General features: G+C 34.9%; 1 protein-coding gene. It reads right to left on the bottom strand.

What is annotated here, in order from left to right:
• The coding region (locus PZE06_RS28350; RefSeq protein WP_275792448.1) for an adenylosuccinate synthetase at window positions 1-295 on the bottom strand (295 nt) is incomplete at both ends.

Genomic DNA, 295 nt, shown 5'->3' with positions numbered 1-295 from the left:
AAATATCTTCAAATTGAAAAACTTCTGTTTCATATATTCTTTCTAATAAGCGATTCTTTTCTTTCAAATTACGAACAAGCTTTGCTTCAAACACTTCTCTATCTAAAAGATCGGCGATACGAATTCCAATTCGGGCTGCTTTATCCATATAAGCAGGGCCGATTCCTTTTTTCGTTGTTCCAATTTTCTTAGCACCTTTACTTTCTTCTTCAAATTCATCAAGTTTTAAGTGATAAGGGAGAATAACATGGGCGCGATTGCTAATGCGTAAATTATCTGTCGTTACCCCTCTATC

It is taken from the genome of Robertmurraya sp. DFI.2.37 (assembly GCF_029211245.1).
GTDB lineage: Bacteria > Bacillota > Bacilli > Bacillales > Cytobacillaceae > Robertmurraya > Robertmurraya methanolica_A.
This window is presented reverse-complemented; position numbering and strand designations above follow the sequence as displayed.